The 25,494-nt window shown below is 37.1% G+C and carries 21 protein-coding genes; 20 read left to right on the top strand and 1 reads right to left on the bottom strand.

Features of this window, described 5'->3' with window-relative positions:
* Positions 1-14: 14 nt before the first annotated feature.
* The 19 genes from sufD to MJG50_RS09430 all read left to right on the top strand — a co-directional run bounded on the left by sufD (position 15) and on the right by MJG50_RS09430 (position 23,114).
* A complete protein-coding gene (gene sufD / locus MJG50_RS09520) occupies positions 15-1,322 on the top strand; it encodes a Fe-S cluster assembly protein SufD (protein WP_240255166.1) in 1,308 nt (435 codons plus the stop codon).
* Complete coding sequence (locus MJG50_RS09515) at positions 1,322-2,542, top strand: cysteine desulfurase (RefSeq protein WP_240255164.1); 1,221 nt, start codon at positions 1,322-1,324, stop codon at positions 2,540-2,542. The genes sufD and MJG50_RS09515 overlap by 1 nt, the downstream gene beginning before the upstream one ends.
* Positions 2,532-2,972, top strand: a complete 441-nt coding sequence (sufU, locus tag MJG50_RS09510; protein ID WP_240255162.1) for a Fe-S cluster assembly sulfur transfer protein SufU — start codon at positions 2,532-2,534, stop codon at positions 2,970-2,972. The genes MJG50_RS09515 and sufU overlap by 11 nt, the downstream gene beginning before the upstream one ends.
* Before the next feature lie 77 nt (positions 2,973-3,049).
* Positions 3,050-4,447, top strand: coding sequence for a Fe-S cluster assembly protein SufB (gene sufB / locus MJG50_RS09505; RefSeq protein ID WP_240255160.1), 1,398 nt, complete (start codon positions 3,050-3,052; stop codon positions 4,445-4,447).
* Between the two features lie 116 nt (positions 4,448-4,563).
* Positions 4,564-5,022: a hypothetical protein gene (locus tag MJG50_RS09500; RefSeq protein ID WP_240255158.1), complete on the top strand. Its 459-nt coding sequence runs from the start codon at positions 4,564-4,566 to the stop codon at positions 5,020-5,022.
* 139 nt (positions 5,023-5,161) lie between these two features.
* Positions 5,162-6,010 carry a DUF72 domain-containing protein gene (locus MJG50_RS09495; protein ID WP_240255156.1) on the top strand — a complete coding sequence of 283 codons (849 nt, stop codon included), beginning with the start codon at positions 5,162-5,164 and terminating at the stop codon, positions 6,008-6,010.
* 289 nt (positions 6,011-6,299) lie between these two features.
* Positions 6,300-8,672 carry a DUF8725 domain-containing protein gene (locus MJG50_RS09490; RefSeq protein ID WP_240255154.1) on the top strand — a complete coding sequence of 791 codons (2,373 nt, stop codon included), beginning with the start codon at positions 6,300-6,302 and terminating at the stop codon, positions 8,670-8,672.
* Positions 8,669-9,604, top strand: coding sequence for an ABC transporter ATP-binding protein (locus MJG50_RS09485; RefSeq protein WP_240255151.1), 936 nt, complete (start codon positions 8,669-8,671; stop codon positions 9,602-9,604). Before MJG50_RS09490 ends, MJG50_RS09485 begins: the two co-directional genes overlap by 4 nt.
* Complete coding sequence (locus tag MJG50_RS09480; protein ID WP_240255149.1) at positions 9,601-10,446, top strand: ABC transporter permease; 846 nt, start codon at positions 9,601-9,603, stop codon at positions 10,444-10,446. Before MJG50_RS09485 ends, MJG50_RS09480 begins: the two co-directional genes overlap by 4 nt.
* A gap of 13 nt (positions 10,447-10,459) precedes the next feature.
* Entirely contained in the window at positions 10,460-12,046 is a 1,587-nt protein-coding gene (locus tag MJG50_RS09475) for a DUF8809 domain-containing protein (RefSeq protein ID WP_240255147.1), read from the top strand.
* 5 nt (positions 12,047-12,051) lie between these two features.
* Positions 12,052-13,059 (top strand): AAA family ATPase, encoded by a 1,008-nt coding sequence (locus MJG50_RS09470; RefSeq protein ID WP_240255145.1) that lies wholly within the window; start codon positions 12,052-12,054, stop codon positions 13,057-13,059.
* Entirely contained in the window at positions 13,056-13,922 is an 867-nt protein-coding gene (locus tag MJG50_RS09465; protein WP_240255143.1) for a DUF58 domain-containing protein, read from the top strand. The genes MJG50_RS09470 and MJG50_RS09465 overlap by 4 nt, the downstream gene beginning before the upstream one ends.
* 31 nt (positions 13,923-13,953) lie before the next feature.
* Positions 13,954-15,717 (top strand): vWA domain-containing protein, encoded by a 1,764-nt coding sequence (locus MJG50_RS09460; protein ID WP_275695557.1) that lies wholly within the window; start codon positions 13,954-13,956, stop codon positions 15,715-15,717.
* The gene (locus MJG50_RS09455; RefSeq protein ID WP_240255139.1) at positions 15,701-18,460 is read left to right on the top strand and encodes a VWA domain-containing protein; all 2,760 of its coding nucleotides are present in this window, start codon (positions 15,701-15,703) and stop codon (positions 18,458-18,460) included. The genes MJG50_RS09460 and MJG50_RS09455 overlap by 17 nt, the downstream gene beginning before the upstream one ends.
* An 85-nt stretch (positions 18,461-18,545) precedes the next feature.
* Entirely contained in the window at positions 18,546-19,952 is a 1,407-nt protein-coding gene (locus tag MJG50_RS09450; protein ID WP_345893227.1) for a bifunctional metallophosphatase/5'-nucleotidase, read from the top strand.
* Positions 19,953-20,057: 105 nt separating this feature from the next.
* Complete coding sequence (locus tag MJG50_RS09445; RefSeq protein ID WP_240255135.1) at positions 20,058-20,360, top strand: YunC family protein; 303 nt, start codon at positions 20,058-20,060, stop codon at positions 20,358-20,360.
* Between the two features lie 121 nt (positions 20,361-20,481).
* A complete protein-coding gene (gene yunB, locus MJG50_RS09440) occupies positions 20,482-21,252 on the top strand; it encodes a sporulation protein YunB (protein WP_240255133.1) in 771 nt (256 codons plus the stop codon).
* A 216-nt stretch (positions 21,253-21,468) separates the two neighbouring features.
* Positions 21,469-23,010, top strand: coding sequence for a sodium-dependent transporter (locus MJG50_RS09435; RefSeq protein WP_240255131.1), 1,542 nt, complete (start codon positions 21,469-21,471; stop codon positions 23,008-23,010).
* Positions 23,007-23,114, top strand: a complete 108-nt coding sequence (locus MJG50_RS09430) for a methionine/alanine import family NSS transporter small subunit (RefSeq protein ID WP_240255129.1) — start codon at positions 23,007-23,009, stop codon at positions 23,112-23,114. The genes MJG50_RS09435 and MJG50_RS09430 overlap by 4 nt, the downstream gene beginning before the upstream one ends.
* Before the next feature lie 81 nt (positions 23,115-23,195).
* Here the strand turns inward: MJG50_RS09430 and MJG50_RS09425 are convergent, their stop codons facing one another.
* Positions 23,196-24,185 carry a M23 family metallopeptidase gene (locus MJG50_RS09425; protein ID WP_240255127.1) on the bottom strand — a complete coding sequence of 330 codons (990 nt, stop codon included), beginning with the start codon at positions 24,183-24,185 and terminating at the stop codon, positions 23,196-23,198.
* Positions 24,186-24,351: 166 nt separating this feature from the next.
* Between MJG50_RS09425 and lipA the strand changes: the two genes are divergently transcribed.
* The gene (lipA, locus tag MJG50_RS09420) at positions 24,352-25,251 is read left to right on the top strand and encodes a lipoyl synthase (RefSeq protein WP_240255125.1); all 900 of its coding nucleotides are present in this window, start codon (positions 24,352-24,354) and stop codon (positions 25,249-25,251) included.
* Positions 25,252-25,494: the final 243 nt, after the last annotated feature.

Genomic DNA, 25,494 nt, shown 5'->3' with positions numbered 1-25,494 from the left:
TTAGGAGGATTAAAATGACAATTGATACGAAACTATCATTAGATCAGGACTACGTCAGAGGGCTTTCTACTAAAAATGGTGAACCAAGCTGGCTACTGGATCTTCGCTTACAAGCTCTTGAAAAACTAGAAGAACTTCCAATGCCAAGACCAGATAAAACAAAAATTGATAATTGGAACTTTTTCCAATTTGCAAATCATGTTGTTGAAAGTGCTCCATATAGTTCAATCGAAGAATTACCTGAGGAAATTAAATCATTAGTAAATATTGAAGAAGAAAAGAATATTTATATTCAAAGAAATAATACACCTGCATACCTTTCATTATCTGATGAAGTGAAAGCAAGTGGAGTTATTTTTACAGATATCTATTCAGCAGCGCGTGACCATAGTGAATTACTTCAAAAATATTTCATGAAGGATGGCGTAAAAGTTGACGAGCATCGCTTAACAGCTCTACACGCAGCACTTCTTAATGGTGGAGTATTTGTATATGTGCCTAAAAATGTTGAAGTAAAGGTCCCACTTCAAGCTGTATATGTACTTGATAATCCAGATGCTGCGCTGTTTAACCATGTAATTGTTGTTGCTGATGACAATAGCTCAGTAACTTATGTTGAAAACTATTTTTCAACTAGTGTAGAATCTGAAACAATTGTAAACATTGTTGCTGAAGTTATTGGAAATACAAATGCTAGAATCACATTTGGTGCAGTTGATACTTTAGCAAAGGGTACAACTACGTATGTGAATCGTCGTGGAGTCATTGGACGAGATAGCCGAATTGAATGGGCATTAGGATTAATGAATGACGGAAATACAATCTCTGAGAACGTAACACATTTAATTGGTGACGGTTCATTTGCCGATACTAAATCAGTTGTTGTCGGTCGTGGTGAGCAAAAGCAAAATTTCACAACAACAATTATCCATCACGGTAAAAATTCAGAGGGTTATATTTTAAAGCATGGTGTAATGAAAGATAGTGCTAGTTCAATCTTTAACGGTATAGGTAAAATTGAACATGGTGCATCAAAATCGAATGCTGAACAAACGTCAAGAGTATTAATGCTGAGTGAGAAGGCTCGTGGTGACGCAAACCCAATCCTCCTTATTGATGAAGATGATGTTACAGCAGGACACGCAGCTTCAGTAGGTCGTGTAGATCCGTTACAATTATACTATCTAATGAGCCGCGGTATTCCAAAAGTAGAAGCTGAACGATTAGTTATCCATGGTTTCTTAGCTCCAGTTGTTAATGTGCTTCCAATCGAGGGAGTTAAAAAGCAGCTTGTTGAGGTAATCGAAAGGAAAGTCAGATAATGAATATCCATGATATTCGTGACATGTTCCCAATTTTACATCAGGAAGTGAACGGAAATCCGCTTGTATACCTTGATAGTGCAGCAACTTCCCAAAAGCCTATTCAAGTAATTGAGGCTGTTGATCGCTACTACCGTGAGTATAATTCGAACGTTCATCGAGGTGTTCATACACTTGGTACAAAAGCAACAGATGGGTATGAGAATGCACGTGAAAAGGTTAGGAAATTTATAAATGCAAAATCAACCCAAGAAGTGATTTTTACAAGAGGGACAACAACTGCTCTGAATATGATTGCTACTAGCTATGGGCGAGATAATCTTCAGGAAGGTGATGAAATTGTCATCACCTATATGGAGCATCACGCTAATATCATTCCTTGGCAACAAATAGCGAAGCAAACAGGTGCTGTTCTTAAATATATCCCATTACAACAAGATGGTTCAATTGATCTGAAGGATGTCGAAGAGACAGTGACGGGCCAAACGAAGATTGTCTCTGTCATGTTAGTCTCCAATGTACTAGGATCAATTAATCCGATTAAGGATATTGCCAAGATTGCACATCGTAATGGTGCCATCATGGTTGTTGATGGTGCTCAAGCAGCACCCCACATGAAAATTGATGTTCAAGATCTTGATTGTGACTTTTTAGGTTTTTCAGGGCATAAAATGTGTGGTCCAACAGGAATCGGCGTTCTATACGGTAAGAAAGAATTCCTGGAAAAAATGGAGCCAGTTGAAACTGGTGGTGAAATGATTGATTTTGTAGGTTTATACGAATCAACATGGAAGGAACTACCTTGGAAGTTTGAGGCAGGTACTCCAATCATTGCAGGTGCAATTGGATTAGGTGCAGCGATTGACTTTTTAGAAGAAATTGGTCTTGATCATATTGCTGCTCATGAACATAAATTAGTAGAATATGCGTTAGAACGTTTTTCTCAAATTGAAGGTATTACTGTATATGGTCCAAAGCATCGCGCTGGGTTGGTAACATTTAATATAGACGATGTTCATCCTCATGATGTTGCGACCGTATTGGATGCAGAGGGAATAGCAGTTCGAGCTGGTCACCATTGTGCACAGCCATTAATGAAATGGTTGAATGTATCTGCTACCGCTCGTGCAAGTTTTTACCTCTATAATACTGAGCAAGAAATTGATAAACTAGTTGAAGGACTCATAAAAACAAAGGAGTATTTCAGCAATGGCTTTTAATAACAATCTAGACACATTGTACAGACAAGTCATCATGGATCATTATAAAAAACCAAGAAACCGTGGCGTTCTTGAGGACGAAACATTAACGATTGATATGAATAATCCGACGTGTGGAGACCGAATTCATCTAACATTGAAGGTTGAAGATGGAAAAGTAACAGACGCTAAGTTTGAAGGTGAAGGATGTTCAATTTCAATGTCATCTGCATCGATGATGACACAAGCGATTAAAGGACAGCCTACTGATATAGCGTTAAAACTTTCAAAAATATTCTCGGATATGATGCAAGGAAAAGAATATGATGAAGATATAGAGCTCGGAGATATTGAAGCACTACAAGGCGTTTCAAAATTCCCTGCTCGGATTAAATGTGCGACTTTGGCTTGGAAAGCGATGGAGAAAGGCCTACAAGCTGAAGAAAAATAAGCTGTGATAAAAAAAAGAGTATCTTTCACATTGGATGCTCTACCTTTTTTCACAACTAGAAATGGAGTGAATGACGAATGGCAAAGAAAATGCCTGAAATTGGCGATTACAAATATGGCTTTGCAGATAAGGACGTCTCAATTTTCCGTTCAAAACGTGGTTTAACGAAAGAAATCGTAATTGAAATCTCTCGAATGAAGGAAGAACCACAATGGATGCTTGATTTCCGTCTTAAATCTTTGGAGCATTTCTATAAAATGCCGATGCCGCAATGGGGTGGCGATTTAAATAGCTTAAACTTTGATGAAATCACATACTATGTTAAGCCTTCTGAGAAGTCTGAGAAATCATGGGATGAGGTTCCTGAAGAAATTAAAGCTACATTTGATAAATTAGGTATCCCTGAAGCAGAGCAAAAATATTTAGCGGGTGTTTCTGCACAGTATGAGTCAGAGGTTGTTTATCATAATATGAAGGAAGATCTTGAGGCACTTGGAATTGTATTTAAAGATACTGATAGTGCATTAAAAGAAAATGAAGATATTTTCCGTGAACATTTTGGTAAAACAATTCCGCCAACTGATAACAAGTTTGCAGCATTGAACTCTGCTGTATGGTCAGGTGGATCATTTATTTATGTACCACCTGGTATAAAAGTAGACACACCATTACAAGCATACTTCCGTATTAACTCTGAGAACATGGGTCAATTCGAACGTACTTTGATTATTGTTGATGAAGGTGCACATGTTCACTATGTAGAAGGTTGTACTGCTCCTGTATACACAACGAACTCGCTTCATAGTGCAGTCGTTGAAATCGTGATTAAAAAAGACGCTTATTGCCGTTATACAACAATCCAAAACTGGGCTAACAACGTATACAACCTAGTAACGAAGCGTGCAGTATGTGATGCAAATGCAACGATGGAATGGATTGACGGAAACATTGGTTCTAAGCTAACAATGAAATACCCAGCGGTTATCCTAAAAGGTGAAGGTGCACGCGGTATGACACTTTCGATCGCTATTGCTGGTAAAGGTCAACACCAAGATGCTGGTGCTAAAATGACTCACTTGGCACCAAATACTTCTTCAACGATTGTTTCGAAATCTATTTCAAAACATGGTGGTAAAGTAACATACCGTGGTATTGTTCACTTTGGCCGTAAAGCTGAAGGTGCTCGTTCAAACATCGAATGTGACACATTAATCATGGATAATCAATCTACATCCGATACAATTCCTTATAATGAAATTTTAAATGATAATATTTCATTAGAACACGAAGCTAAGGTATCAAAGGTATCTGAAGAGCAATTATTCTATCTAATGAGTCGTGGTGTTTCTGAACAAGAAGCAACCGAAATGATCGTAATGGGCTTCATCGAGCCATTTACAAAAGAACTTCCAATGGAATATGCGGTTGAAATGAATAGATTGATAAAATTCGAAATGGAAGGTTCTATCGGATAATGTATGAAAAACCCTTGTTTATCAAGGGTTTTTCTTTTTTTTTGCATGTGCAATTTGACAGAGCATATTTTCTTTATAAAAGAAAATGATAAAAAGAGGAAATGGAGGGTTGGATTATGTCATTAAAAAATCAAAGGTTATTTAATATTGCAATGGTCTTACTATCATGGCTATTACTTCCTTTAGTAGGTAAACGTAACATAAAGAGATTTCTTCCAGCAGCGATCTTTGCATTCCTTTTAACTTGCTTTGATCTCCAAATTGGAAAAAAACGCAGATGGTGGACTTTTTATAATAAACCACAGTCCACTATTTCAAATGAATTGCCTTTTCTCATAGGTCCAGAGTTCTTGATGTCTTTACTGTCTTTAAAATGGACATACGGAAATTTTAAAAAATTTATTTTGTTAACTGCTATCTTTCAAGGATTTTTTGTATCTCCAATGACAAGATTGTTTACAAAATTAAAAGTTTATAAATTAGTTTGGATGAATGAATTTCAATTCTTCTTGTATTTCCTTTACAAGGCTTTTTTCTTATATGGATTTCAGTATTTATGGGAAAAGAGAAAGTAAATAATATACTTCCTCTTTTCTAATTGCTTTAACTTCCACCCATAAACCTATACTCATACATATTAAAATTCTTATATGGTTTATTGATAACAACTTGAATAATTTTGTTGTATAGTTATAGTTACGGGAGGGAAGTAAGTTGATTTATATTGGTGTGACTGGCTGGGGAGATCATGATGGTTTATACATGAATGGGACTAAGCCTGGTGATAAATTAAAGGAATATGCAGGGCATTTTCCGATTGTCGAAGTAGATACTTCATTTTATGCGATCCAATCGCAACGTAATGTTGAGAAATGGTTGGGTGACACTCCAAAGGATTTTCAATTTATTGTAAAAGCTTATCAAGGGATGACAGGTCATCTACGTGGTGAAATACCTTTCGAGTCAAAGGAGCAAATGTTTGAGGCGTTTCGTCAATCCATCAAGCCATACATAGAATCAAATAAATTAGCAATGGTGTTATTTCAATTTCCGCCATGGTATGAATGTAAAAGAGAAAATGTTGAATACTTACGCTGGTGTCGGGAGCAGATGGCAGATATCCCAGTCGCGCTTGAATTTCGTCATCAATCATGGTTTGCTCCAAGCTTATACGAACAAACACTATCATTCTTGGAACGGGAAAAGTGGATTCACACGGTATGCGACGAGCCACAGGCGGGTTCCGGATCAGTGCCTATTGTTCTCGAGTCTACTTGCAAAGAAAAGACATTGGTCAGATTTCACGGAAGAAACGTACATGGATGGACGAAACCAAGCGATGGCAACTGGCGAGAAGTAAGATACTTATATCGCTATAATGATAAAGAACTAACAGAATGGCTCGAACATATCAATAAACTTTCTAAACAGAGTGAATCAATCTATGTGTTATTTAATAATAACTCAGGTGGGGATGCTGCAGATAATGCGAAGCAATTTATTAGTATGCTGGGTATCGAATACAAAGGATTAGGACCAAGACAATTAGACTTTTTTAGTTAAATGAATAGGTAAGTTTGAAAGCATGGATCATTATTTCCATGTTTTTTTTGCTTTATGTAGGGGTTTATGCTCCCAGTTTCGTCTATTATAGTGGAGGTAAAATTTAGTAATAGAAAATTATTGGATAGGAGGAATCAATCCTCTACTATTCATAAATTTCTATTAAATTAAAAATAGTTAATCTTTTTCCAATTATATACTTTATAATGGTAGTAAATGTTTTTCAATATTCCATAAAAGTCTTTCATTTTAATGGAATGTAGACGGATTTAAAGTAGGGGGGATTTTGTTGTATAAATCTATAAAACTTTTATTCATGCTCATAGTATTCCTGTTTTTATTTGGAAATACTGTTCTTCCGGTACATGCTGAGAGCGTGAATATTAAGATTTCACTTGAAGAAGGAATTAACGGGAAAGTAAAGAGGGGGAAAGGCTTTCCAGTTTCAATAAAACTAGAAAATAGTGGCGAAGCATTCAATGGGGATTTATTAATACAATATAGTCCTTCATATAATACAGGTGGAGCCATGTTAGTTCATGTTGAACTTCCTGAAAAAGGTTCAAAAACGTATCAACTGTCTGTTCCTGGATTAACAGAGGATTATCAATCATACTCCCAAAACCAATCTACGATTCATTTATATAAAGGAAGCTGGATGAATGGTAGTGAAGTTTCTTTTAAAGGTGATAAAACCTTTAAACCTAAATTCATAGATTCCAGTGATCAAGTAATAGGTGTATTAAGTGAAAACTATGACCGACTAAAGGAATTAAGAATTCTTCCAGGTATCCAAAGTGAAATGCTTCCTTTGACTAAGGAGCAGCTCCCAAAAAAGGCATTGGGGCTGGAGATGTTAGATTATTTAGTTATTGATGAATATGCCGTTTCGTCTTTGGATGAACAGCAGCAGCTCGCTATCAAAGAATGGATTCGTTCGGGTGGGGTTCTTATTGCGGGTGCAGCTCCAGATGCAAGTAGCTCATATGGGTTACTATATCCATTGCTACCGATGAAATCAGAAGCAGAGAGTCTAGGAAAGACAGAGTTTTTACAGGGGGCTACAAAAGATGAAATCTCCTTTAAGGAATTGAATCTATATACAGGTGCTATAGAGGAAGGATCAGCTATACTACATAAAAGTGACAATCTGCCAGCAACCATTAAGAAGCCATTTGGCAAAGGAACGATTTTACAAACAAGTTTTTCCTTGGGCGATCAGCCTCTATCGACATGGGAAGGCTATAGCACTTGGTTCTCTGCCTTTATCAAACAGGCGAACCAGAGTCATGCCAATTTATATATGAATGGTCAAGATATGTATGATCAGCTATATTGGGAGTTTGCGGAGACAAATGAATTTTTCCCAGCTTCTAATTATTCAGTTACACAGTTAATCATATTTTTGCTTATTTATCTAATCATCATCATTCCAATCCTTTATTTTGTTCTTCGAAAAATAGATAAGCGAGAGCATTCATGGTGGATTATTCCTTCCATTGCTATTTTGATGTCAGCCGTCGTATTTGGTATAGGGGCAAAGGATCGCATTGCTAAGCCACAACTTAATCAGATGGGAGTATATCAGGTAAAAGATGGGCTGCTAACTGGAATACAAGCAACTACACTTTTATCAAATACAAGTGGAAATTATAAGCTCTCTGTACCGAAGGATCAATTTAATGCTGTTCCATATACCAATAATTATTCTGGCTTCGATCAATCAATAGGTGCGGTTGTAGAGGAACAGCGAAAGGTGAATGAAATTACCTTTAGTCATGTAGGGTATTGGTCTTCGAAGACTATTTATGGAGAAGCTCAGAAAGAGACAGAAGATCAATTTACCGTTCAATTAACATTGCATAATAACCAGTTAAAAGGGTCAATTCAAAATGGATATCCATATGATTTTGAAGACATCTTTATTTGGTCTGGTAATGAGAAAATAGAAATTGGCGCGATGAAGCAAGGGGAAACACTACAGATCGATCATAAAATCAAACAAACGCTTCTTACAAGTCCTTCAATGTTTTTTAATACAAATATGTATCAGCAAACAGATCTAGTGAAAATGAAGAAGGAAAGACTTTATGAGGCAGCAAACCGTTTTCTTTCGGGCGGTTATAATAATCAACCTCTAATCGCTGGGGTAACAAAGGATCCGGTGATTGATGTCAATATGGTAGGGAAGAAAGAAAAGCAAAATAATCTTAACTTGATCCTCTCCCCATTTACAGTTGAAAATGACTTTTCAGGTAATTTCACCATAGACACTGGGATGCTCAGCACAAGAGTGGAGGTCGTTCAAGGATTAATTCATGATAGTGGAATGGGCTCCCCTTATGAGATCTTTCTTGATGATGGAGAATATAATTATATTATTCAATTACCTGAGCAATTAAGAGGGAAAAAGGTAGAATTCGATCTTGTTAACTTAAGGATGAATGGAAATTTTCTTAAATACTCCATCTTAAATAGGGAAACTGGAGAATATTTGCCAATCGATGAAAAACGCACTACTTTTGCCTTAACGAAAGAAAATCATGTAGAGCAATTTTTTTCAAAGGATGGCGAACTTTTAATTAAATTTCATAAAAGCTCAAATGGTGATCCGTATGTGTCTTTACCACAGGTCACAGTGAAAGGGGTTGTGGCACCATGATTGAAATTATCGAACTTACGAAACGATATGGAAAATTTACTGCACTTGATTCACTAAGTCTACAAATCGAAAAAGGAAGTGTCTTTGGGTTTGTTGGACAAAACGGTGCAGGTAAATCAACAACCTTTTCAATTCTAGCGACTTTATTGGCTCCATCTAGTGGTTCTGCCTATATTAATGGTTATAATGTTCAAAAGGATACGAAGATGGTAAGAAGACAGATTGGATATATGCCTGATTTCTTCGGAGTGTATGATCAACTGAAGGCAGATGAATATATGCATTTTTATGGGGCTAGTTATGGGATTCCATTGGAGGAACGGCAGAAATTAATCCCGCAGCTTTTGGATCTTGTCAATCTATCGCATAAGCGGGATTCATATGTAGATTTATTGTCAAGAGGGATGAAGCAACGCCTATGTTTGGCAAGAAGTTTAATTCACGATCCAGAGGTGCTAATCCTAGATGAACCGGCATCAGGCCTTGATCCACGTGCACGGGTCGAAATGAGGGAGATATTGAAAGAGCTTAAAAGTATGGGGAAAACGATTTTGATTTCTTCACATATACTCCCAGAGCTTGCTGAAATGTGTGATGTAATTGGAATTATTGATCAAGGAAAGCTCGTTGCGGAAGGGGCTGTTTCAGATATACAGGCTCAGCTTCGGGGAGAAAAAATGATAATCGTGAAAATGAATGATGAGATTGAAAAGGGAATCGCTTTCTTTGAAGATAACCCGTTTGTTTCGAAGCTAGTGCGGCTTGAAGAGGAGGATTCCCTGCAATTTATATTTAAAGGCTCATCAGAAGAACAAACTCAATTACTAAAAAAAGCAGTCCTACAAGAATTGCCAATATACAGCTTTACAGAAGTGGAAACGGATTTAGAGGATGTATTTATGGAAATTACAAAGGGGGTAGAGCTTTCATGAAAAACCTAGTGATCAATCCAGTGTTAAATAAAGAATTCAAGCTCCGTTTCCGGACATTTAAAAGTTATTTAGGCTTGCTCTTTTATTTGCTTGCCCTTGGAATTTTAGTCATAGGATTTGTATTCATTGAATCATTACAATCCAATCAAGGCTTTTTTAAGCCTGATCAAAGCAGGGAAATGTTCATGATCCTGTCGATCCTTCAATTGGCTTTAATATTATTTATTACACCTGGATTAACAGCTGGGGTAATAAGCAGTGAACGTGAACGACAAACCTTAAATATCTTGTTAACTACAGCTCAAAGCTCAACAAGTATAATCATAAGCAAGCTCATCTCGTCTGTTTCATTCCTATTGCTATTAATTGTTGCAAGCTTGCCATTATACAGCATCGTATTTTTATTTGGCGGTATATCACCGGGTCAAGTACTAACATCCCTTGGCTTTTATACGTTCACGATTATCACATTTGGAAGTATTGGAGTTCTTTTTTCAACGCTCATTCGAAAAACGATTGTTTCAATGGTAACTACTTATGGGGTCACATTATTCTTGGCTGGAGGGACAGCATTTTTGACCCTGATTCTTATGCAAATGAATCAAGGCTTTTATAATCCTAGTGTACCTACGACAAACCCAGCACCGTATTTTACAGCTATGTTGAACCCGCCAATTGTGTTATTGGGATCATTTCAACCTGAAATAAATAATGAAATACAACGGGTAACGGGAATTGAATTTCCGCTTTGGGCTTCTTTCTTGATATCTTATACGGTCATCTTTTTAGGTGCGTTATTGGTCAGTATAAAAAAGCTTCGGCAAAATATGAAAAAGGGATAAAGGATGGGATTACGTGGAAGAGCAAAAACAATTTGAAAAATTATTGAAGCCAATCCAACGTCAGCTCCTATTTCAATTAATTATAAAAGAAGGTCAGCTCCTGTTTCTACTAGCAGGAGCCATGTCATTCCTCCTAATTGTTGTTGCTAGTTTTGTAGTGGTGCCGTTTTTAGTCTATTATTTTATAGCAATATTTGCACTCACATGTATTGTCTTTTTAATAAGAGTTTGGCGATTTCGACCTGGGTTGTATGAGTCCTCAGCAGTCTATAATTCTTTCGTCACAGAAGATCGTGTAATAACTGCTTACTCCTTTTTAGGGAAGCATGGTGTCCTTGAACAACTCCAGCTTGCTGATGCAGTTTCTCGGATGAAAAAAGTCCAGAATCAAGTTTTGAAACGGAAGAAGCTTAAATTTTATCCTAAATGGCTAGCTGCTGGAATGATGTTCATGATAGCAGCGATCATTGTGTACAATACCATTCCAAATACATTTGAGACAGCAAAGCAATTGGAGAAAGAAATCAAATTAGTTCAAGAGGTCGAGAAAAATCTTGAAAAAAAGCTTGAAAAGGAAAAGAATCCTGAAGTGAAAAAGGCGTTAAAGGAAGCACAGGAGAAGCTAAGCGAAGCAAAAACAGCAAAAGAAGCGTTAAAGGAATTAGAGAAACAGTCAAAAAAGCTAGAACTGCAATCGCTTAAGGAAAAAGAAAAACAGAAGGAACTTGAGACTTGGAAAAATGAGCTAGAACGAAATGGATTAGCCGACATATCGAAGTTTATTGAGCAAAAGAATCTAGAAGAGCTCGAAAAAGGGCTAAAGTCTTTGAATAACAATTGGGATAAGTTAAGTGAGGAACAACGAAAGGCATTAAGCCAAATCTCACAAAAAGAACAGAAATTAACTGATGAAGAACTAGAACAGCTCCTAAAACAACTAGAGTCGGCTCTTCAATCACCGGAATTACTAAAACAGCTGGCAGCTGCTCAAGCTGCTATTCAAAATACAGGGATCAATATGCAAAATCAAATGATAAAAGATGGTTTGCCCCCATCACAAATGGCGTTTGCTCCTCCAGGACAGACAAATGGTGGAAATCAGCAACAAGGAAAACCTCAAAATGGAAATAGCCAAACACCTTCCCAAAACGGGCAACCAAACAATGGAAATAATAGTGGTAGTGGTAGTGGAACTGGGAGTGGATCAGGTTCAGGTAGTGGGTCTGGCAGCGGTTCCGGCTCAGGATCAGGTTCTGGCTCGGGCAATGGCTCGGGTTCCGGTACAGGTACAGGCAGTGGCAGTGGCAGTGGTAGCGGAGCAGGGCTTGGTAAGGGTTCAAGGGAAATGCTAACAATTCCTAACCGTTTGCAAGGTGATTCAAATACCGAAAATGACTTTGGTCCACTAGGAGAAGGAGCAAAAGGACAACAACAAGAAGGAGACGGTCCAATTCTAAAAGGAAATATTAAGCCTTATAGTGAGGTTTTTAATACCTATGAAAAAGCATATCGACAAAGTACTGAACGCCTAGAACTACCATCGGATCTTGGAGATATCGTCAAGAATTATTTTTCAAATATCGATCCAAACGAGGAGTGAAATAGATGTCTTCTATAAAAGAAAAAGAACAACAATTTGCTATAGCTGCAGACACCGTTGCGAGAGTGACCAAAGAGATAAAATCATTCATTGTCGGACAGGATGAAGTCATTGATCAAGTATTATGGAGTATTTTTTCAGGAGGACATGTCCTACTTGAAGGATTACCTGGACTTGGGAAGACGATGCTTATTAAAACGATTGCACAATGCCTCGATTTACAATTTTCAAGAATACAATTCACACCGGATTTAATGCCAGCAGATATTACTGGAACAATGCTTCTTCAGTTGGATGAGAACGGAAGACAGAAATTTGCTTTTCATCAAGGACCTTTGTTTGCGAATATCGTGCTAGCTGATGAAATTAACAGAGCAACCCCAAAAACACAAAGTGCTCTTCTAGAAGCAATGGGCGAGAAAACAGTCACGATTATGAGTGAGACAAAAGCGATGGAAAACCCATTCTTTGTTCTAGCTACACAAAACCCGATTGATATGGAAGGAACGTATCCACTTCCTGAGGCACAATTGGACCGTTTTATTTGTAAAATTCATGTTGGTTACCCATCTAAGGAAGAGTTAAAGGAAATTGCGATTAGAACGACTGGGGTACATTCCACTTCACTGGAAAAGGTGGCAACGCTTCAAGAAGTACTGGAGTTACAAAAGCTTTCAAAGGAAATTTTAGTATCAGAGGAAATCCTCAATTTGGCTGTAGAGATTATTTCAGCCACACATCCTGATTCTGATGCCCCAGATATAGTTCAACGATATGTTCAGTACGGTAGCGGTCCAAGGGGGCTTCAAAGTCTAATCCAAATGGCAAAGGCAAGGGCAATGTGTTTGGGTAGATATCATGTTTCCATTGGGGATATCAAAAAACTTGCATTACCCGTTCTAAGACATCGAATTCTTATGAATTTTGAGGGTGAGGCAACTGGGATATCTGTAGAAGAGATTATTACAGAGATAATCAATTTTAAAAATCCACAGGGAGCTAAAGCGAGATGAATAATCAGCAAGCCATTCTTGGAAGGCTTCAAAAAATGCAGCTAGTGGTGAAGACAAGAAAAAGAGGGCTTCATAAAGGTTCAAGACAATCAAGCCATTTCGGTTCTTCATTGGAATTTTCCGATTTTAGAGCATATCAACCAGGTGATGATATTCGACAAATCGACTGGAATGTGTATGGTAGAACACAAAAGCATTATATTAAGCGATATTTAGATGAACAAGAGCTAGCGATTGCAATCTATTTAGATGCTACATCCTCGATGAGAGCTATAACGAGTAAATGGGAATTCTCAAAGCAATTAGCGGCATTTTTGAGTTATATTGTACTCGCTAGTGAAGATCGGTTATTTTTTTCTCCTGTTGCTTCGAAAAATTTGCAAGCAGTCCGAAGAAAGGGGGCTGTATCGAGTCGAAGAACCTATTTAGAAATTCTTTCATTAACAGAAAATGAACAAACCGGTGAATTTATTACAAGTCTTCAAAATACGGTAACAAAAAATCAGCAGCTAACGATTTTAATTACTGACGGGTTGGAGGAATTGGATAAAGTCGAGGCTCTCTTAAAAAAACTTAGTTCCTTAAAACAGGAAATATGGCTTTTTCAGGTGTTAAGCAGTGAGGAGATTTTACCAACTTATATGGGGGATCTAAAATTAATTGATAGTGAATCAAATATTGCAGTAAATGTCAGTATAAATCCAATTATTATTTCCGATTACGAAAAACGTCTAAAGGAGCATAACAGAGGTCTAGAACGGTTATGTAGGCGTTACGGGGGCCATTATATTCCAGTAGTCGATGATAGCAATTTGCAATCCATTTTATTCCACGAACTTCCTAGTAGGGGGTTAATTAGATAAAGCCTAGAAGTACTCGATCGAGGTGAAAGATATGCAATTTCTATTTCCATGGTTTTTTCTCATGAGCTTTTTCATTGCGGCTGTCATTCTTTTTTATTTTTTTCGAAAGCAGTATGAAGAAAAGAAAATCCCCTCAAATCTACTTTGGGAACAGATTCTAAATGAATGGCAAGCCTCACCATGGTTGAAAAAGCTCCAACAAAATCTATTATTCTGGTTACAAATTATCGTCTTGATATTACTGATGCTTGCGCTGACAAGGCCATTCTGGATGGAAGATGACCTACAAGGTGAGCATCTCATCTTCATTATTGATTCATCTGCTTCTATGTCTGCTAAAGATGAGAAGACCACTCGCTTTGTTCAAGCGAAGGAGGAAATGCTTAGTCTTGTAGATCGACTTAATGGTCAAGGGGTTACGCTTATCAAAGCAGGTCAAAAGCCTGAAATTCTTTTAAGCAATGAAACGGATGAAGGTGTTATCAAAAAGATTATTCATGAACTACAGTTAACCTATGACCATGAATCGATGGAGCAAGCGGTCAATCTTGCTACCTCCCTTTCCTCTGGCAAAGGAACTTCCATTCATATCTTTTCTGATTCAGTTCATAAAAAGGTGCTGTCAGGAGTCGAGCAATATATTGAAGTACATAATATTGGAAAGGAAATAAATAATTTGACGCTTCTTTCTTTTGGAGTAGCACCTGTTGCTGAGAATATCTCTGGTGTGGCTGTTCTCGAAAATCAATCTCTTAAGAAGCATGAGTTAACCTTTCAGATTCATAGTGAGAAAGAATTGCTTTTTGAGAAAAAGCTTTCAATGAATGGTCAAGAGCAATTTGTTTTACAAATTCCTTCACTTCCTAAAAAGCCCTATTATGAAGCAACAATTAATAAGGATGATGGATACGTCGTGGATAATCACTTAACCTCTATTTATACGGAAACCAATCCAACGATATATATGATTGGGGATATAAATCCATTTGCTGTTAAGGGTTTTCAGACCCTCGGTGTAGAGGTATTACAAACGGATGCGGAAAATATAACTGACAATATGAATGGTATTGTTATAAAGGAAACAAGTACTTTAAAGCAATTGCCTGAAAAGCCCCTTATCTTGTTTAATTCAAGTCATGAAAAGATTGAACTAACTGAGCCGCTAATGGCAGAGAATGACTCATTATTGCAATTTGTCGACCATGAAAAGATCTATATCTCCTCTGCAGTCAAAGAAATGGCTGGTGAGTGGGAAACAGTTTTAAAGAGTGGTTCTGTACCATTAATTCAAAAGGGGAAACGAGGTGGACAACCTATAATCGTCGTGAACTTTTCTTTGACCGATTCTGATTGGCCACTTCAGCCTGGTTTTCCAATTTTCCTTTATAACAGCTATCAATGGCTTTCACAGCAAACCGATTTTCTCGGATATTTTTGGCCAGGTGAAGAAAAGTCAATCAGTGTTAGTAAGGGCTATTCAGATTGGGCGATTTATAATGATGAAGATGAAAATCTATATACCCTCGATTTACAAGAAGAAAGTTTTAAGGCACCATTACTTCCAGGGACGTATCAGGCAGTTGCCGGTGATAAGATAAATTATTTTTCTGTTCTTGTTGATGACAGAGAGAAGCATCCGGCATTTGAGGAGTCCTTCAAAATGAATGAAGATCAGGTTTCAGAAACGAGGGAAACAAAAAGCCGCAATGATCAAATTTGGTTTTGGCTAGCGTTTGTTGCACTACTTTTACTTGCTTTAGAATGGGAGGTATACCGTCGTGGATTTAGAGGTTAAGTTCCCTGTTCTGTTGTTTTTAATAATTCCTGCATTGTTTTTAGTATTTTTATATAGTAGAAAAAATAGAAAAAAGGAATATTATTTGATTGCTGGATTAAGAACTGCTATCTTTATTTTATTAATTTTTGCCCTAGCTGTCCCGCAAATTCTTTTGCCTGTAAAAGGTGAAACTATCATTTTCCTAGTAGATCGGTCAGATAGTGTAAGGAATACAGATGATGTAGCTCTTGATTGGATTGAAAAAAGTATAAATAGTAAAGAAAAGGATGATGAGTTTGCGATAGTAACGATGGGTAAGGATGCTACTATTGAGCAAACAATTAGCGAAAAAAAGACATCCATTTCTGAATTTAATACAGAGGTAGACGGAAGAGAAACCAATTTAAATGGTGCAATTCAGTTTGCTTCCTCAATCATTCCAAAAGAAGCTGGAGGAAGAATAATCCTTCTATCTGATGGAAATGAGACGATAGGTAACAGTAAAGAAGCGGCTAAGCTTCTTAAAAATAGAAAAATAGAATTAGATTATGTTCTACTAAGTCAGAGTTTTCAGGAAGATATGTCATTAACCAATTTAAATGTGCCGCCTACGATGTACAATGGGGAGGAAGCACAAATATCCCTTACGATTGATAGTAATACTCAAAAGAAGGCGAAGATTCGAATTTCGATCAATGATCAAGAAGTATTAACAGAAACGGTCGATGTGAAGGAAGGAAGGAATATCTATCAGTTTTCCTATAAAATGGATGAACCAGGAATGGCCATTTTTAAAGGGGAAATTATAGCAGAGAATGATGCATTTATCGAAAATAATTCGATGTACACTGTATCTAATGTAAAGGGAACACCGAAGGTATTGGTCGTTCAAGGGAAGGAAAGTGGCCAAATTGATTCCATTCTGAGCGGAGCGGGACTTCTTGTAGATGTGATTACACCTGAAAAGCTGCCTACTGTACTTTCAGGGTATCTACCCTACCGATCAATTATTTTTAATAATGTGCCGGCAACTGTTATTTCTGAGAATCAAATGCTCTTGATTGAACAGGCAGTCAAGGAATTTGGTACAGGATTTGTCATGGCTGGTGGTGAAGAAAGCTTTGGTCTTGGTGGGTATTTTAAGACACCTATTGAAAAGCTTCTTCCTGTCGATATGGATATTAAGGGAAAAAAAGAAATGCCATCACTAGGACTTGTGATTGTTATGGACCGCTCTGGTAGTATGGCTGGAAATAAATTAGAGCTTGCTAAGGAAGCAGCGGCTAGATCTGTTGAGCTCCTACGTGAGGAAGATACATTAGGATTCATTGCTTTCGATGATCGACCATGGGTGATTGTAGAGACAGGACCACTTAAGGATAAGGAAGATGCAGTGGATAAAATTCTCTCCGTTACACCAGGTGGAGGCACAGAAATCTATAGCTCACTAGAAATGGCCTACAAAGAACTAGAAGATCTAAAGCTTCAGCGAAAGCATATTATTCTACTTACAGATGGTCAGTCAGCAACAGGTGGAAGCTATGAGAGTTTAATAGAAGAAGGCAAAGAAAAAAATATTACATTGTCAACAGTTTCAATCGGTTCTGATGCAGATCGCGCTCTACTTGAGGATTTAGCAACACAGGGGTCGGGAAGATTTTATGATGTTACAGATGCCTCGGTTATTCCTAGCATTCTTTCGAGAGAGACTGTTATGGCAACGAGAACCTATATTGAGGATAATCCATTTTATCCAGTAATTACAGCAAATCAAGAGTGGAATTTTCTAACTCAAAATGGAGTACCACAAATGAATGCTTATATTGCGACCACATCTAAATCAAGGGCACAGACTCCTTTCATAAGTGAAAAGGAAGACCCTGTTCTTGCTGAGTGGCAATATGGCATGGGACATACAATCGCCTTTACTTCAGATTTTTCAGGGAAATGGTCAGGTGACTGGGCAAGGTGGGAGAAGTGGCCATTGTTCATCAACCATCTTGTTACAAGAACACTGCCACAGTACGAGACAGAGCCCTATAAAATATCTCTTACTAAGAATGACGGCAATACCATTGTTACACTTGAAGGATCCACTCACAATTCTCTTCCAATTGAGACAACAGTATTATCTGAGAAGGGTGAGAGTATTGAAGTTAATACAAAATTAGTTGCCCCTGGAAAATATGAATTAATGATGCCTGATAGTAGTGGTTTGTATTTCTTGAATGTAAGACAAACAAATCAAGCAGGAGATATTCATGTATACCAAACAGGGTTTACAGTTCCATATTCGGATGAGTACTTATTAAAAGGAGTAAATAAGGAATTACTAAAGGAGATAACGAAAATTACAGGCGGTAAGGAGCTTACTGATGAAAAGGATTCCTTTCGTCACTCTGCATCTACATCCTATTTGAAGCAACCGATTAGTCACTGGTTAATTTTCCTTGTATTTTTGCTATTCTTTTTCGAGATAACGATTCGCCGTTTTGGAATTAATCGTCTTTTTGGTAAGTTTCGTAAGGAAGGTCGACCTGAGATTATTCCACAAAAATTGAGGGTACCTCAGCCACCAAAACGGGCAGCAGTTGTTAAAACAGATATGAAGGTAACGGAGGAGGACATCCCTCCAACTGAAGAAAAAATGGAAGTGAAACGAGAGAAACCGAAGAAAAAAATAGAAAAGATACGAACAGCAGAAGAGAGAGAAGAGAGTATAAAAAGATTACTCGAAGCAAAGAAAAGGAAGGATAGATAAAGTGAAACTTCAATCAGAGGGGGTTTTACTGTCAGTTAATGCAGGATAAATAGATTTAACTTACGAAAATAGAAATGATATGGAGGTGGAGTTGTTGATAGAGACATTGCATATTTATCATACGAATGATTTACATAGTCATTTTGATCAATGGCCAAAAATTACAAAATACATTACTGATATGAGACAGCTCCATTCTAATCAAAAAGAAGAAATGCTCTTAATTGATATTGGTGATCATATGGATCGGTTCCATCCAATTTCCGAAGCAGACTATGGAAAGACAAATATTCAACTCCTTAATAGGTTGGACTATGACTATGTAACAATCGGGAATAACGAAGGAATTACTTTATCATATGATCAGCTAGATTCGTTGTATGATGAAGCAAATTTTAAGGTAGTTTTAGGAAACTTTTTTGATCGTAATGGTAATCAACCAAGTTGGGCGATTCCTTTTGATATTCATACTTTGCCTAGCGGGGTTAAAATAGGGATAATTGGCTTAACCGTGCACTATATTTCTTTGTATAAGCTTCTCGGTTGGAATGTAACCGATCCATTCAAGGAATTAAAGAAGTTAGTTGATCAATTATCGGATAAAACAGATATTCTTATGTTATTATCCCATCTCGGTATCAATGAGGATGAAAAAATTGCCCAACAGTTTCCTGAGGTTGATATTATTCTTGGGGGACATACCCACCATTTATTAGACAATGGAAAGTTAATTAAAAATACTTTACTATGTGGTGCCGGGAAATATGGAAATTATATTGGGCATGTAAAACTACAAATCGACACTGAGAAAAGAAAAATCCACAGTCGTAAGGCAAATGTCATTCAAACGAATGAATTAGCAGAGAGTAATCGCACAAAAGATGAACTCGATATTTTATATAAAAATAGCATAAATGCATTGAATCGCGATATTATTGCGGAACTTGACGATGATCTCTTAATTGATTGGCACAAAGAATCTTCTTTTTCTACACTACTAGCACGGGCGTTAAAGGAATGGTGTGGAGGAGAAATTTCAATGGTTAATGCAGGGGTATTACTAGATTCTCTTCCGAAAGGTATTGTAACGAGGGGGGACCTACATAGGGTTTGTCCACACCCTATCAACCCTTGTAAGGTTATGGTTAGAGGCGATCATTTAAAAGAGATAATCATCCAAGCATATACTGAACAAATGGAAAACCTTGAAATTAAGGGGCTAGGTTTCAGGGGTAAATTGATGGGGAAAATGATATATGACGGTGTTCAAATAAAAAGCACAATCCTATCAGATGGTCTAAAACATGTTGCTGATATCAAGATTAATCATGAAGATATTGATCCTGGTAGATTGTATTCCGTTGCGACAATTGATATGTTCACATTCGGTATGTTATTTCCTGAAATAAGGGATGCGAAAGATAAGAAATATTATATGCCCGAATTGTTAAGGGATGTATTAGCTATAGCCTTAAAAAAAGGTTCTCTTTGAAGTTAGTTCAGACACAATTAATGACCCAATCAGCACCTAACTTAATCTGATCTGCACACAAATAGTCATTCTCCTTCATAAAATGAAGAGAAAGGAGTGTGCAGGATGGTATCCATGACACCTGTTATAATTGATAACCATCAATTTACAGCAATTACTGTTAAGCTTCCAAAAACAAATTTTATGGCCGTTACAAATGAAAATGGTTATATTATGTGTGGTGCGCTTGACGTTGCACTATTAAATGAAAAATTGAAGGAACGTGGCATAATTGCGGGGAGGGCAGTTGGTGTTCGAACCATTGAACAATTGCTTGAAGCCCCACTTGAATCCATCACATATGAAGCGGAAAACCGCGGAATAACGATTGGTATGAAAGGAAAAGACGCTCTTTTAAAAATGGTTTAGATTATTACGTAAAATATTTGTTCAAAAAGGAGCTTCCCGGACTTTTTGAATATCATCTTTAAAAATTTATCGTACATCCCCTCTTACATGCATACACATAGCTAGTAAGGGGGGATTTTATTTGGCAAAATACAGAGGTCGCCTGCAGCGAAGACGTACAAGAAAAGGACCACTGCCCTTTCGGTATGTATTCTTGTTAACATTTGTTTTTTTTATATTTTCAACAGCAGCAGGACTTTGGATTATTAATAAAGCGATTGAACCGGTACTAATGAAATATGCAGAAAATGAGACGAAAAAAGTAGCTAATACTGTCTTGAAAAATGCTATAAATCAACATATTAATGAAGAAGAGATAGATATTCGGGAGCTAGTATACTATGAAAAAGATGAAACAGGAGATGTTAAGATAAATAAATACAATATGCAAACGATTAACCGTGTGGCTACAAAAACACTTGGTAACATTGAAAAATATATCAAATATGTAAGTGAAGGAGAGAAAGATAAAATAGATTATCCAGATCTGGAATTAGAAACAGATACAGAAACAGGAGAAACAGGATATGTTTTTACTGTTCCACTTGGTGAAGCTACAGATAATGCCCTACTAGGAAACTTAGGACCTCAAATACCTATTCGATTTCATATGATTGGATTTGCGACGACCGAACCAACAAGGTCAATTGATGAATGGGGTATAAATAATGGTTGGCTTAATGTTGATGTAATGGCAACAGTTACAATGCAGGTTATCTTGCCATTCACAACTAGTGAAGTATCGATTAAACAAACAATTCCAATCATAAGTGAGAATATAAATGGTGACGTGCCCCAATTCTATAATAACGGTAGTGATGCTTCACCATCATTTGAGATTCCCACAAATTAAAAAAGCTGTAATAGTTCGATCATGGTTGTCTTGAGACAAAGGAGTTGCATCCATTGTCTCTTTTTTAAACTAAAAAAATAACTTTTGACAGATATATATAGGCTAGTTATACTAATAATTAGATTATATTAAAAAATCTGAAAATATTAAAATTTCCAATTTATCTATAGCGAAAAATACTATAATGATAAGTTGGAAAAAAAGGGAGGCTTTTTTATGGATAACCGACCACAGTGGGGAACACGGGCTGGCTTTGTATTGGCGGCTGTCGGATCAGCAGTTGGATTAGGAAACATATGGAGGTTTCCGTATGTTGCCTACGAAAATGGAGGTGGGGCATTTTTCTTACCATATTTATTTGCGATTTTGACTGCTGGAATTCCAATTCTGATTTTAGAATTCACTATCGGTCATAAATTTAAAGGGTCAGCTCCACTTTCATTTTTCCGAATAAATAGGAAAATGGAATGGCTTGGTTGGTGGCAAGTTGCGATTTCGTTTGTAATTGCTACCTATTATTCGGTTATAATTGCATGGGCATTCCGCTATACTGGTTTCTCATTTACAAAAGCTTGGGGAGATGATACAGGTTCATTCCTTAAGTTTGATTATCTAAAATATGGTGATGTAGCACCGGGTGAACTTGGTGGGATAGTTTGGGGGTCATTTCTTCCACTCGTATTAGTTTGGATTATTACTTTATTTATTTTATTTAAAGGTGTTAAAAAGGGAATCGAAAAAGCAAATAAGATTTTCATTCCAGCTTTATGTGTTATGTTTCTAATTATCGTTATTAGAGCAGTAACTTTGGATGGTGCTGCACAAGGCTTAGACGCATTTTTTAAACCAAACTGGGATACAATTTGGGATGGTAAAGTATGGGTAGCGGCATATGGTCATATTTTCTTTAGTTTATCAATTGGTTTTGCAATTATGATTACTTATTCAAGTTATTTGCCAAAGAAAGCTGACATTACTAATAATGCGTTTATTACCGGTTTTGCAAATTCAGGCTTTGAGCTATTAGCAGGTATTGGAGTATTTGCTGCATTAGGATTTATGGCTGCGCAATCAGGTGTAGGTGTTGATAAAGTTGCTACAGCTGGTGTAGGTTTAGCATTTGCAGTATTCCCACAAATTATCAATGAAATGCCATTAGGTGAAGTATTTGGAGCATTATTCTTCTTATCGCTAGTATTCGCTGGGTTAACGTCTCTTATCTCAATTTGTGAGGTGTTTATTGCAGCTGTATCAGATAAATTTAAAATTGCTCGTAATAAGGCTGTTCTAATTGGTGGAGGAGCAGCATCTATTATTTCAATTCTATACTCCACAAAGGGTGGCCTATATTTATTAGATGTTGTTGACTACTTTGTAAACCAGTTCGGCATTGCTTTAGCTGGTCTTATCGAAGTAATACTAATCGCGTGGGTATTTAAGCAAATGAAACCATTACAGTCTCATGCGAATGCGATTTCTGATATTCGTGCAGGATTGTGGTGGAAGATTTGTTTAAGCATAATAACACCACTTGTACTAGGTTACATGATGTTTGATTTGTTACGACAAAATATAATGCAGAAATTTGATTTTGAATCTGGAAACTATGAAGGTTATGCTACGTCGTTTATCTTATTCCCAGGCGTGGCGATAGCAATTGGAGTTATCGTAGTTGGTGTACTTTTCACTCTCAAAAAGTGGAATCGCTCTACAATTGAGGAATACTCCGCTAGTAAAGATAAGGGGGTTGGACTATGAGTGGCAGTGCAATTACAATGATGATTATTGGAATGGTTATCTTATGGGGCGGCCTTGTAGCCAGTATTGCTAATGCAGTCAGAAAGGCAAAGCAAGCTAAGTAAATGCTAATAACAAAAATATAAAAGAGGGTCAACTGAACGGAAAAAAGCTGTGGTCAGAATGTTTCTAACCACAGCTTTTTGCTATTTTCTACGTTGCCGTTCTCCCCGTTCCCATGATTTCAAATGTGGAAAAGGATCAAATGACCATTCTGTTTTTCCATTGTCTTTGTACATTCCATAATGTAGATGTGGTGGGAATTTCCCTGAAGTTCCAGGCGGCCCATATCCGGAGCTACCTACAGACCCAATAATCATACCTGGTTCAACAACCCGCCCAACCTTTATACCATCAGCAAAACCATTCAAGTGAGCGAAGTAATGGTATGTATTGTTAATGTCACGAATCCCTATACGCCAGCCTCCGAATCGATTCCATCCTTTCATTTCAACAATTCCATATGAAGTGGCTCGGACAGGGGTTCCATATCCGGCAAAAATGTCTGTCCCTTCATGCATTCTACGTCCACCCCAGCCCCGTGCGCTTCCCCACGTATTCTTGTAGCTATAGTTATACCGCAACGGCACCGGGAAAGCGTGTTTATCAAGATCCAATGTTCCATACGTTTCATACATTTTAACTTTCCCCATAATCAAAGAAACAGATTTATCTCGTTTATAATAATCCCAAAGGGCAAGCTTGATGTTGTCCCTATCAAATCCATAGTCTAAAAGATGATTTGCAATCGTATAAAGAACATCCTCATCATTTGTTTGATCAGCAATCCCATCTCCATTTCCATCAACACCAATTCCACCAAATATTTGTATGCTAAGAGGATTCGTATCAGATAAATCTGGGTTAATTGCTCCCGACCAAATCTCGGGTTTTATATAGATTCCAATAAGACCCGTTTCCTTAGGAATGTCCTTCCTAACTCTCCTGACACTTCTTTCATATTGATCAATTGCTGCAAAATAATACCAAGGTATTTGAGTGATTGCTTCCATTTTTGAAAACAAGTCGATCCGCTCTTGATATATTTTTTGTTGGTCGGTTTCTGAAGCTGAGCTTTCTGGAACATTTGCAAAAAATAAAAGAGCAATCAGACCAAATACAACTAACCTGTTCATTTATGTATAACTCCTTTCAATTCAAATCGGAAAGAAAGATACTTTATTATGTGCTTTGATGTGACATTTTATTTGAACATCCTCCTATTGATTTCTTGTTTAAATCCAGTCTTTATGTTAAAGTCACTACTGTATGAATAGTTCCTTTGTATTGGAGTGTAGAACCATGTCAAAAAAAGAAGAATATATTCGTAAGCCTGATTGGCTAAAAATAAAGTTAAATACAAATGAAAATTACACAGGCTTAAAAAAAATGATGCGAGAAAAGAATTTACATACTGTATGTGAGGAAGCTAAGTGTCCAAACATTCACGAATGCTGGGCAGTAAGAAAAACGGCAACCTTTATGATTTTAGGAGACACATGTACTAGGGCATGCCGCTTTTGTGCTGTTAAAACAGGATTGCCTTCTGAGCTTGATTGGAAGGAACCAGAGCGTGTTGCAGACTCTGTAAGCCTTATGGGCTTAAAGCATGTAGTTATTACTGCAGTAGCACGTGACGATCTAAAGGACGGAGGGGCAGCAGTATTTGCCGAAACTGTTCGTGCAATCCGTAGGAAAAATCCATTCACATCAATCGAAGTGCTACCATCAGATATGGGCGGTGTATTTGAAAACTTAAAAACATTGATGGATGCAAAACCAGATATCATGAACCATAATATTGAAACGGTTCGACGTTTATCAGACCGTGTAAGAGCAAGGGCAAAATATGAACGATCACTAGAGTTTTTACGGAGAGCAAAGGAAATTAATCCAAATATCCCTACAAAATCAAGTATCATGATTGGTCTTGGGGAAACAAAAGAAGATGTTATCGAAACGATGGATGATCTTCGTGCGAATAATGTTGACATTATGACAATTGGACAATATTTACAGCCTTCGAAGAAACATTTAAAAGTAGAAAAATATTACCATCCAGACGAATTTGCGGAACTACGAGATATTGCATTTAGCAAAGGATTTAGCCACTGTGAGGCAGGACCACTTGTTAGATCTTCTTACCATGCAGATGAACAAGTAAATGCTGCAAAAGCAAATCAGCAAGCGAAGGAAGCTTAAAAGCAAGGGGCAAAAAAGCTCACAAAAGTAAAATAAGCGGAAAATTTCCTGTTATAACCAAAGTGGTGCTCGCTTTTGGAAAAATAAGGGGAGATTTTCCTGTTATGAGGGGTAAAATCCGCTATTTTCGAATTTTTAAAGAAGATAGGCGGAATTTCTCCTTTTATTTAAGCCTTTTTTAAAAATATTGGTCTTCTGTCAAGAAAGTGGACAATATAAATCGAGACTTTTTTAATAAAACAC

Source organism: Fredinandcohnia quinoae, assembly GCF_022427965.1.
Lineage (GTDB): Bacteria > Bacillota > Bacilli > Bacillales > Bacillaceae_L > Ferdinandcohnia > Ferdinandcohnia quinoae.
Note: the sequence above shows the minus strand (reverse complement) of the source record. Positions and strands in the feature narration are given on the sequence as shown.

Bases quoted from the DNA above. Each gene is read 5' to 3' on its own strand.
- sufD (WP_240255166.1), top strand. From the start codon at position 15: ATGACAATTGATACGAAACTATCATTAGATCAGGACTACGTCAGAGGG.
- MJG50_RS09515 (WP_240255164.1), top strand. From the start codon at position 1,322: ATGAATATCCATGATATTCGTGACATGTTCCCAATTTTACATCAGGAA.
- sufU (WP_240255162.1), top strand. From the start codon at position 2,532: ATGGCTTTTAATAACAATCTAGACACATTGTACAGACAAGTCATCATG.
- sufB (WP_240255160.1), top strand. From the start codon at position 3,050: ATGGCAAAGAAAATGCCTGAAATTGGCGATTACAAATATGGCTTTGCA.
- MJG50_RS09500 (WP_240255158.1), top strand. From the start codon at position 4,564: ATGTCATTAAAAAATCAAAGGTTATTTAATATTGCAATGGTCTTACTA.
- MJG50_RS09485 (WP_240255151.1), top strand. From the start codon at position 8,669: ATGATTGAAATTATCGAACTTACGAAACGATATGGAAAATTTACTGCA.
- MJG50_RS09480 (WP_240255149.1), top strand. From the start codon at position 9,601: ATGAAAAACCTAGTGATCAATCCAGTGTTAAATAAAGAATTCAAGCTC.
- MJG50_RS09470 (WP_240255145.1), top strand. From the start codon at position 12,052: ATGTCTTCTATAAAAGAAAAAGAACAACAATTTGCTATAGCTGCAGAC.
- MJG50_RS09465 (WP_240255143.1), top strand. From the start codon at position 13,056: ATGAATAATCAGCAAGCCATTCTTGGAAGGCTTCAAAAAATGCAGCTA.
- MJG50_RS09460 (WP_275695557.1), top strand. From the start codon at position 13,954: ATGCAATTTCTATTTCCATGGTTTTTTCTCATGAGCTTTTTCATTGCG.
- MJG50_RS09445 (WP_240255135.1), top strand. From the start codon at position 20,058: ATGGTATCCATGACACCTGTTATAATTGATAACCATCAATTTACAGCA.
- MJG50_RS09435 (WP_240255131.1), top strand. From the start codon at position 21,469: ATGGATAACCGACCACAGTGGGGAACACGGGCTGGCTTTGTATTGGCG.
- MJG50_RS09430 (WP_240255129.1), top strand. From the start codon at position 23,007: ATGAGTGGCAGTGCAATTACAATGATGATTATTGGAATGGTTATCTTA.
- MJG50_RS09425 (WP_240255127.1), bottom strand. From the start codon at position 24,185: ATGAACAGGTTAGTTGTATTTGGTCTGATTGCTCTTTTATTTTTTGCA.
- lipA (WP_240255125.1), top strand. From the start codon at position 24,352: ATGTCAAAAAAAGAAGAATATATTCGTAAGCCTGATTGGCTAAAAATA.